At 41.2% G+C, this 10,441-nt stretch carries 6 protein-coding genes; 2 read left to right on the top strand and 4 right to left on the bottom strand.

The features are described from left to right. The first annotated feature begins 275 nt into the window (after positions 1-275). Complete coding sequence (locus tag AC07YT_RS05700) at positions 276-1,649, top strand: rhamnogalacturonan acetylesterase (RefSeq protein ID WP_494945207.1); 1,374 nt, start codon at positions 276-278, stop codon at positions 1,647-1,649. Between the two features lie 11 nt (positions 1,650-1,660). Then, a complete protein-coding gene (locus tag AC07YT_RS05695; RefSeq protein ID WP_086547232.1) occupies positions 1,661-4,006 on the top strand; it encodes a glycoside hydrolase family 127 protein in 2,346 nt (781 codons plus the stop codon). A 1,028-nt stretch (positions 4,007-5,034) separates the two neighbouring features. Here AC07YT_RS05695 and AC07YT_RS05690 read toward each other — a convergent pair. The 4 genes from AC07YT_RS05690 to AC07YT_RS05675 are packed head-to-tail and all read right to left on the bottom strand — an operon-like array spanning position 5,035 to position 10,437. Further along, positions 5,035-6,009: a glycoside hydrolase family 43 protein gene (locus tag AC07YT_RS05690; protein WP_086547231.1), complete on the bottom strand. Its 975-nt coding sequence runs from the start codon at positions 6,007-6,009 to the stop codon at positions 5,035-5,037. A gap of 2 nt (positions 6,010-6,011) precedes the next feature. Beyond that, a complete protein-coding gene (locus AC07YT_RS05685; RefSeq protein ID WP_086547230.1) occupies positions 6,012-6,947 on the bottom strand; it encodes a glycoside hydrolase family 43 protein in 936 nt (311 codons plus the stop codon). Positions 6,948-6,951: 4 nt separating this feature from the next. Beyond that, complete coding sequence (locus tag AC07YT_RS05680) at positions 6,952-8,889, bottom strand: glycoside hydrolase family 97 protein (protein WP_086547229.1); 1,938 nt, start codon at positions 8,887-8,889, stop codon at positions 6,952-6,954. A 6-nt stretch (positions 8,890-8,895) separates the two neighbouring features. After that, positions 8,896-10,437: an alpha-N-arabinofuranosidase gene (locus AC07YT_RS05675; protein ID WP_494945206.1), complete on the bottom strand. Its 1,542-nt coding sequence runs from the start codon at positions 10,435-10,437 to the stop codon at positions 8,896-8,898. Positions 10,438-10,441: the final 4 nt, after the last annotated feature.

Below are 10,441 nucleotides of genomic sequence, written 5' to 3'. Positions count from 1 at the left end.
ATTTAATTGTATTTGTTTGTGTTGTTGGTTTTGGATTTGAAATTGCTGAAATTTTATGGGCATTCTAAATCATCTTATTGTGTAGGTTTAATTAGTATTGATTATCGTGTGTTTGTTGTTTTTTATAACCAGACTTAAGTTAGTAAATGCTTAATTTTTAAATCAACTGTTCATTATCGTTTTAAATGGGAATTGTTTTTATATATTCGTGATATAATCGTCTATGTGACGTTTAATTAGCCAGATTTCAAATTTTATGAGAAAACGGTCTGAATGTGGATATAACCATTAAACCAGATCGTACCGCAAATCCAAACGATATGAGCATTCAAAAGTTTATTAAACCATTAGTTTTTCTTGGTTTAATAGCCAACCTGGCACAGGCACAGGAAAAAACCGATTACAAATTCGACTTCGGACCTGGAAAGGTTGCTAAAGGTTATACACAAATTTTACCTCAGGATGCTTACAATAAAGAAAAAGGTTATGGTTTTGATTTTGATTCGAAAGTTGAAGGGGTAGATTATGGCGGGAAGAATTTTTTAACTTCAGACCTGGTGAAAAGCAATAAGCCATTTTATTTCTCGGTAGCCGTTCCGGAGGGTAATTACAAAATCACAGTGACGCTTGGTGATCCGAAAGGGGTAACGTTAAGTACCGTAAAAGCAGAATCGAGAAGGTTGATGCTCGAAGATGTAAAAACCACCAAAGGACAATCGTTAACCAAAACATTTATTGTAAATGTTAAAGATAAACACATTACCGGCGGGCAATTGGTTTCGTTAAAGCCACGCGAACTGACCAAACTTGATTGGGATGATAAACTGACATTGGAATTTGACCATCAAACCGCATTACAGTCGCTCGAAATTACGAAGGTTGAAGATCAGGTGACTGTTTTCCTGGCCGGAAATTCGACGGTGGTAAATCAGGATGATGAGCCCTGGGCATCGTGGGGACAAATGATCCCCCGTTTTTTTAAACCGGGGGTTGCAATTGCCAATCATGCCGAATCGGGTTTAACACTGGGTTCATTTTTAGGGAGCAAACGTTTAGCAAAGGTTTTAAGTGTGATGAGACCCGGCGATTATTTGTTCATCGAATTTGGGCATAACGATCAAAAAGATAAAGGACCAAATGATGGCGCCTATAAATCGTATACCGAAAGGTTAAAAACATTTATTTCAGAAGTAAAGAAAAAAGGGGGGATCCCGGTGGTGGTTACCTCAACCAGCAGAAGATCTTTTGGTGCAGATGGAAAAATTGTAAATTCTCTTGGCGATTTTCCAGCTGCGGCACGTAAAGTGGCCGAGGAAGAAAAAGTAGCTTTAATTGACCTGAATGCCATGACCTCGACGCTGTTTAATGCTTTGGGAGAAGAGCCATCGAAAAAAGCCTTTGTTCATTATCCGGCCAACAGTTATCCCGGTCAGGACAAGGCCCTGGCTGATAATACGCACTTTAATCCTTATGGCGCTTATGAAATTGCACAATGCATCATCTTAGGCATTAAAGAACAGAAATTGGGCATTGCCAAATACCTGGTGGATGATCTGCCAAAATTCGATCCTGCAAAACCAGATAATCCTGCAGATTGGCACTGGCCAGAGAGTCCTAAAAGTAGTATGGTTAAGCCTGATGGAAATTAACCAGAGCACGGATGAAAAAATTAATTACCGCCATATTGTTTACGACCTTGTGTGGAAATATTTTCGGACAGGCGAGTTTGCAGCCATTTAATTTATCGGAAGTCCGTTTGCTAGATGGACCTTTTAAGCAAGCGCAGGAGACCGATAAAAAATACATGCTTTCGTTAAATGCGGACAGGCTTTTGGCTCCGTATTTAAGAGAAGCAGGATTGAAACCTAAAGCAGCATCTTACGGGAACTGGGAAAACACAGGTTTAGACGGGCATATCGGTGGGCATTACTTGTCTGCCCTGGCTTTAATGTATGCTTCCACTGGTGATGCAAAGGTTAAAGACCGAATGGATTACATGATTGCTGAACTGGATAAATGCCAGTTAAAAAATGGTGATGGTTATTTGGCGGGTATCCCGGGTGGAAAAGAAATCTGGAAAGAAATTAAAGCAGGTAAAATCAAATCATCCAGTTTTTCATTGAATGGAAAATGGGTTCCCTTGTACAATATCCATAAAATTTACGCCGGACTTTACGATGCTTATGCGGTTGCAGGTAATGCAAAAGCAAAACAAATGCTCATAAAGTTGACCGATTGGTGTGTAGATCTGGTCTCCAGTTTATCTGATCAGCAAGTACAAGAGCTATTAAAAAGCGAACATGGGGGATTAAATGAAACTTTCGCTCATGTTTACGCGATAACAGGTAATCCGAAATATCTTCAACTGGCCAAGCGGTTTTCAGATCAATCTATCCTAAATCCATTGCTAAAAAATACTGATGCGCTAAACGGTTTGCATGCAAATACACAGATTCCTAAGGTAATTGGTTTTGAGCAGATCGCCTTGCTGGATAAAGATGCTTCCTGGGCAAATGCAGCTGCTTTCTTTTGGAAAACTGTTGTCGGTCATCGGACGGTAGCGATAGGTGGAAATAGCGTTAGAGAGCATTTTCATCCCGCCAATAACTTTTCATCGATGACTGAATCGCGTGAAGGACCCGAAACCTGCAATTCTTACAACATGCTGAAACTCACTAAGCAGTTGTTTCTGGCTGCGCCTTCGAATACTTACCTCGATTATTACGAACGTACACTTTATAATCATATCCTGGCTTCGCAAAGGCCGCAAGGTGGTTTTGTATACTTCACGCCCATGCGTCCGGGCCATTATCGTATCTATTCGAGTCCGCAGGAAAGTTTTTGGTGTTGTGTAGGCTCTGGATTGGAAAACCATGGCAAGTATGGTGAGTTGATTTATGCGCACAGTGGAGATGACCTTTATGTCAATCTTTTTATTCCCTCTACCTTAAACTGGAAGGAAAAAGGCATTCAGCTCACCCAGCAAACGCTTTTTCCAGCTGCAGAAAATACGACTATTAAACTTCAATTAAAGGATAAGCAACGTTTTGCCTTGCATTTCCGTCAGCCATCCTGGGTTGAGTCTGGAAAAATGACCGTTTTGGTGAATGGAAAAAAAGTAACCGCTAAAGGAGATACAAATGGTTATGCCAGTATCGACCGCCTTTGGTCAAGTGGCGATGTGCTAAATATTACCTGGCCCATGCATACCACTACGGAGTTTATGCCGGATGGTTCTGACTGGGTAGCTTTTCTGCGCGGCCCGATCGTGCTTGCAGCAGCATTGGATACCTTAAGTCAGCCTAATTTAACGGCTGATGGAAGCAGGATGGGGCATATTGCTTCCGGACCACTATTCCCGATTAGCGATGCTCCGCTCGTTACCGGAGCTAAAAATGTGTTAGCCAGTGAAATCACATTGACTGATAAACGTAGTTTAACTTTTAGTGCTCAAAATGCGGTTTATCAACCCAAATACAAATCGTTAAAATTGGTTCCTTTTTACACCCTGGCCGAAAAGCGCTATGTAGTTTATTTTCCTTACAGCAGTGCTGAAGATTTGCCTGAACGTGCAAAAGCGATTAAGCTGGCTGAAGAAGCACAGCTAAAAATAGAGCGTGAAACCGTCGACTTAGTCAATACCGGCGAACAGCAACCAGAATCTGACCATAGCTTTAAAGGTGAGCAAACCGATAACGGAAGCTTTCAGGAAAGACATTTTAGAAATGGAAAGGCATGGTTTAGTTATGTGCTTAAAAATAAAGATCTATCAGCAAATAAGCTGCGTTTAACTTACTTCGGGAAGGAAAGGAACAGGAACTTCTCTATTCTGATCAATGGCGTTGCAATTGGAAATGTAAAGTTGGATGGGAGCAAAGGAGATAATTTTTATACGCAGGAATATCAAATTCCTAAAGAGTTGCTAAAAGCAGATGTAGAAGTGAAATTTGTTGCCGATCAGGGATCGGCTATTGCGAATATATATGAAGTGAGGTTGATAAGATAGCTTTGTTTTTATGTGATCTGTGCCCCCACAGACCATCAGCGTTATTCAACGAAGATCGTCCTCCTGAACTTGTTTCAGGATCTATGGTAAAGGTTTTTTTGTGGATTTATTGGACTGGATAGATGCTGAAACAAGTTCAGCATGACGCGCGCAAGGAATTGACCTCCATGCCATGGTCTGTGTCCCCACAGACCATCAACGTTACTCAACGAGGATCGTCCTCCTGAACTTGTTTCAGGATCTATGGCAAAGGTTTTCGTGTGAATTTTTATTAGACTGGAAAGATGCTGAAACAAGTTCAGCATGACGCGCACAAGGAATTGACCTCTATTGCATGGTATGTGTCCCCACAGACCATCAGCGTTATTCAACGAGGATCGTCCTCCTGAACTTGTTTCAGGATCTATGTTGAAGGTTTTCTTGTGAATTTTATTTGACTGGATAGATACTGAAATAAATTCAGCATGACGCGAAGAAGGAATTGACCTCTATTCCATGGTCTGTGTCCTCACAGACCATCAGCGTTTATTCAACACGATCGTCCTCCTGAACTTGTTTCAGGATCTATGGTAAGGTTTTGTGTGAATTTTATTAGGTTGGATAGATGCTGAAACGAGTTCAGCATGACGCGCAGAAGGAATTGACCTAAGACCCTCAGCGTTACTCAACGAGGATCGTCCTCCTGAACTTGTTTCAGGATCTCTAGTAAAGGTTTTCTTCTGAATTTTATTAGACTGGATAGATGCTGAAACAAGTTCAGCATGACGCGCAAGAGTCGTCATTTCGACTGAAGCGTAGCGAAACGGAGAAATCTTTAAGAAAACTAAAATCTGATCCATGGTGTGTGTCCCCACAGACCATCAGCGTTATTCAACGAGGATCGTCCTCCTGAACTTTTTTCAGGATCTATGAGAAAGGTTTTCTTCTGAATTTTTTTATTAGACTGGATAGATGCTGAAACAAGTTCAGCATGACGCGTAGAAGAAATTATCTAAGTGGTCTGTGGGGACACAGACCACGGAGACCAGTTACTTAGCTTTCTTAACCCCTTCGGACGTCATCACCACACGTTTCATTGTGCCATCACTATTATAATTCAGGTTATCGATGCAAACCGAGCGCCTGAAGCTTCCTCCATCATTATTAATCGCGCCATTGTGGTAAATGAAATATGATTTGCCTTTAAAATCGATAATCGATTGGTGATTTGTGTTAGAATTTCCGGCAATTTCATTTAAAATGCCTTTGTATTCCCATGGACCATTGATGTTTTTACTCATCGCATACACAATCTTCTCCGGGAATTGCGAGGCATAAGATAAATAATACCATCCTTTGCGCTTGTGTACCCATGGCGCTTCTGTAAATTCAGGCAGATTTACCTTCTGGATTGGCCCATCCAGTTCGATCATGTTTTTTTTCAACCTGGCATAATAACATTGCTGATTGCCCCAAAACAAATAAGCCTGACCATCATCATCAATAATTACCGTAGGATCGATATCATCCCAGCTGATTTTAACATCTGTGGTCATATCGTTGGTGATTAATGCCTTTCCAATCGCATCTTTAAATGGGCCTCTCGGATTATCCGACACCGCCACACCGATTGATTTTCCATGGATGGTACCATGGCTAATCGCCACATACCAATAAAATTTACCATCCCTTTCAATCACCTGCGAAGCCCAGGCATCATCTTTTGCCCAGGCAAAGTCTTTTACGTTAAGCGGCGATTTATGTTCTTTCCAGGTCACCATATCGGCTGATGAATAACACAGCCATTCGTGCATCTCGTAGGTGTTTTTTTGTTTTGGTGCTACATCATGCCCAGTATACAAATAAACAGAATCGCCATAAACATAAGCGGCCGGATCAGCCGTGTATTTGTCGGTAATGATCGGATTGCCTTTAGCTATGATGACTTTTTCTTGCGCTTTGATGGTGACATGAACGATCGAAAGCATTAAAACCGATCCGTATATTTTAAAATTCTTTAACATATTTATTGTTTTAATAATTCGGTGAGCTCTTTTTCTTTGATGGTAAGGATGGTGCCGTGTCGCAAGCCTTTTGGTAAAGAGATTTTGTCTGAAACATCGGTCCAGTTTTTTAGATCTGCAGACTCAATTGCGCCATATTTATGATCGCGGTATTTATCGAAATACACCATCCAGTTATTACCGGTTTTTAAGGTGGTTGGACCTTCTGCCCAGTAATTTCCGGTAGTTGGATTTCCGGCTTTGCTGTAAGGTCCAGTTAGCTGATCGGCAAAAGCCATTTTGATATTCTTTTGAGCAGGCTCGCGGGTTTCATCTTTCAAAAACATAACGAACTGTTTTCCATTTTTTACGATAGTAGCATCAATCACATTAAATCCCGGATCGTAAAGCAGTTTGGTTTCCGAATAGGTTTTGAAATCTTTTGTCGTAACGTAATACATACGGTGATTGTAACCGCTTTCTTCAGTCGAAGCCGTTTCGTTAAACTTACCTGTAATGGTTGTGGCCCAATAAATCATATAGGTTTTGGTTTGGCTATCGTAGGTAATTTCTGGTGCCCAGGTGTTTCTTGCGCCATCTTCTTTAACCATAACAGGTAAAAACTGCTGTTCGCTCCAGTTGATCAGGTCTTTCGAACTGGCATAACCAATGCCTTTATCTTTCCAGCTCACCGTCCAAACCATATGAAATAAGCCATCTGCCCCGCGGATAATGCAAGGGTCTCTCATCAGTTTATCTTTACTTACAGCAGGCGTAAGGAAGGATTGATCATTTTTAAGCGCTGTCCATTTGTAGGCATCGTTACTATAAGCCAGGTGCAAACCATCTTCGCCATTACCTTTAAAATAAGCAAAGAGATAAACTGCTTTTTTAGACTGTGCCTGTACATGATAACATGCTGATAGCAAAAAGATGGAAAGGTATATTAGTTTTTTCATTGCTTTATTTTTGTTCTACAACGATTACAAATCCACCATAAGGTTTCATTTTAACAGGAGGTGGGGATTTAAGATCGATGGCTCCGGTTATAAAATTCGATCCCTGATCTTCATCTGTAATTACCTCAGCAGATTTTGCATTGAATTTTGAAAAATCGATGTTGATCAGCTTATCTGCATTTTCTCCGTTTATTCCGGCGATGTACCATTTTGAACCTGATTTACGCGCCATCACGACAAATTTTCCCGGGTAACCGTCAATCAGTTTGGTATCATCCCAGGCTGCAGGAAAGTTTTGGAGAAAAGATTTAACATAAGCGGGTACTGTTGCCATGCCATCAGGCGATTCGGCCAGGTGCTGTACGCCAGATTGAAAAATTACGGGTAAGGCCAGTTCGAATGCGCCGGTGGTTTTACGTTTAATATTTGGAATTTTAGACAGGTTCATTGGCGTAAAATCCATCGGATCGAAGATATTCCTGGTGAACGGAATGGTGGTGGCGTGTAAAGGTTCTTCGTTGGCATTGTTCTGATCGAAAGTGATGAATTCCATTCCCTTGATCGACTCCATGGTGACTAAGTTCGGATAAGTACGCTGCCATCCCCTGGGTAAAGTTGCCCCATGGCAGTTTACGCTTAAGCCAAATTTTGCCGCATCTTCGAAAAGTTCGAGGTAATAGCGGATCATCGATTGGCCATCGCCACCAAAAAAATCAATTTTGATACCTTTGATGCCCATTTTTTGCAATAAGGCAAATTCTTTTAAACGGTTTTCGCGGTTAGTCAGTTTATTTTTTGGCGTGTATTTTACGGTATTCCAATCGCCGGCAGAGTTATACCAAAGTAATAAACCCACATTTTTCGATTTGGCATAATCGGTTAGTTGCTGCATTTTTTCATATCCGATTTTGGTGTCCCAGTCCACATCAATCAGGCAATATTCCCATTTCATATCAGCTGCGAAATCGATATATTTTTTCTGGATGTCGTACACGATTGAATTGTCTTTTAACATGATCCAGCTCCATGAAGCTTTTCCCAAGGGAAATAAATCGGGATTGATTTCTGCTTTTGCAGGAGCAGCTAAATCTGTACCTAAGGTAGATTCGGTTACTTTTTTAAGGCTGCCAACAGCAATTACCCTCCATGGTGTGTACCAGGGCAAGGTAGACTCCGGATTTACGTTTTGGTTGGTAAAAGCTTCGCGTGCATCTGGAAAACCAACCTGGTAATTTCCATCAGGCGAATTTTGCTTCAAGCGTGTAGCACAATAACTGCCATCTAAACCCACTTCGGTAAGCAATAGCCAGGTATCTTTGTAGTTGAAAAGCGCCGGGTAAACCCAACCGGCTTCGGTTGGCGCAGGCGTACCCACGCTGATCTCTTTTTTGTAATATTCTTCGTATGATGGATTGGTGCTTTCCCAGCCAGTTTTAGCAACCGACATGGGCTGCATCCACGCTTTTGTACTTTCGAAGAAATGAAAAGCTGTTTTTTCTTCCGTAATTTTTTTGAGTTGCGTATCGGCATCAGGGAAATAATAACGGAATGCTACCCCATCATTGGAAACCTGAAAAATAAGGTCCATTTTTTTTGAAGATGCATTTTGCAGGTGCAGAATTCTTTTGTTGGCCAGGTATTGATTGTTTAACCTCTTGCCGTTTTTTAAAGTATAGCTGTCTTTAATCAGTTCGTTTTTCGAAACCGATAAAACGGAAAGATTTTTAACGAAATCGGCATCTTCACGGACTAAACCCAATGCTGAATTGGACAATACCGGAATTGAGTTTCTGTTAATCGTGTAAAAAAGAGATTTATCTTTCAGGAAAACAGAAACACGAAGTATCTTATCCGGACTTACAATTTCATATTTGCTTTGTCCCTTTAGTGCCTGGGTAGCTGATAGCAATAAAAGTACAATACTTGTGATTTTATATTTCATCTTCAGTTATTTTAATTCTAATACCACAACCGATTGTGCAGGCAATTCTACTTTTAATGCGTTACCTGATTTTTTCGCACCGGTAAATTTTGCATTGTGCACTTTGTTCGAATCGTTAAAGGTATTTACATCAGTTAGTTTAGCCGAGGTTAAAATCTGTCCGGTAACCGAGCTCCATTTCAAGCCATCTAAAACCGTACTTAATACAATTTTCTTGTTCGGATCTAAATTCACCAAAGAAATATGAATGGCTCCGTTAGCGTCCTGTGAAGCAGAAACATTTAAAGCCGGAATTTTCTGATCGCCTACAGTGTAGTCAGGACTGGTAAAGGCAATTGGTAAGTATTTCGCATCCTGGTGTACTTTGTACAGATCAAAAACATGGTAAGTAGGAGTCAGGATCATTTTATCCTTTTCGGTTAAAATTAAGGCCTGTAGCACATTAACTGTTTGTGCCAGATTAGCCATTTTAACACGATCGGAATGGTTATTGAAAATGTTAAGCGTAGTTCCTGCAATTAAGGCGTCGCGTAAACTATTCTGCTGATATAAAAAACCAGGGTTTGTTCCAGGTTCTACATCTGTCCAGATTCCCCATTCGTCAACCACTAAAGCTACTTTCTTTTTAGGATCGTATTTATCCATTATTGCGGAGTGTTTGGTTACGAGTTCCTCCATTTTCAAACAGTTTTTCATGGTCGAAAAGTATTGTGCTTCATCAAATTTGGTTGCCGATCCTTTAACACCCCAGTTTCCTGTTGGGATTGTGTAATAGTGTAAGGTTAATCCCCACATCTGGTTGCCGATGTTTTTCATACAGGTTTCTGTCCAGTTGTAATCGCCTGAATTTGCCCCACTGGCAATCCTTTTTAAGGGAGCACCCGGATAGTTGCGTGCATAAGTAGCATACCTGCGGTATAAATCAGAATAGTAAGCGGGCGTCATATTGCCTCCGCAACCCCAGCTCTCATTACCCACGCCCCAGAAAGAAACTTTCCAGGGTTTTTCTCTTCCATTTTGGCTACGGATAGCTGTCATGGGGCTTACGCCATCAAAATTCAAATATTCTACCCATTTGGCCATTTCTTCAACCGTTCCGCTGCCTACATTGCCTGCGATGTAAGGTTCGCAATCGAGCATCTGGCAAAGGTCTAAAAACTCATGTGTACCAAAACTATTGTCTTCGGTTACGCCGCCCCAATTGGTATTTACCATTTTCGGACGTTGGTTTCGTGGGCCGATACCATCTCTCCAGTGGTATTCGTCGGCGAAACAGCCACCCGGCCAGCGCAGGTTTGGAACTTTTATCTTCTTTAAGGCCTCTACAATATCCAAACGGATCCTTCCTCTATTCGGAATGGTAGAATTTTTATCCACCCAAAAACCATCATAAATGCATCGGCCCAAATGTTCAGAAAAATGACCGTAAATATGTTTGCTCACGAGCTGATCGCCGGCAGGTTTAATGGTTAACTGCGTTTCGTTTTGTGCCTGCGCAAAAAATGAGCAGCAGAGCATCGTGGCAGAGAAGAGTAGTTTTTTCATCATGATC

Source organism: Pedobacter sp. GW460-11-11-14-TSB4 (genome assembly GCF_059423705.1).
This window is presented reverse-complemented; position numbering and strand designations above follow the sequence as displayed.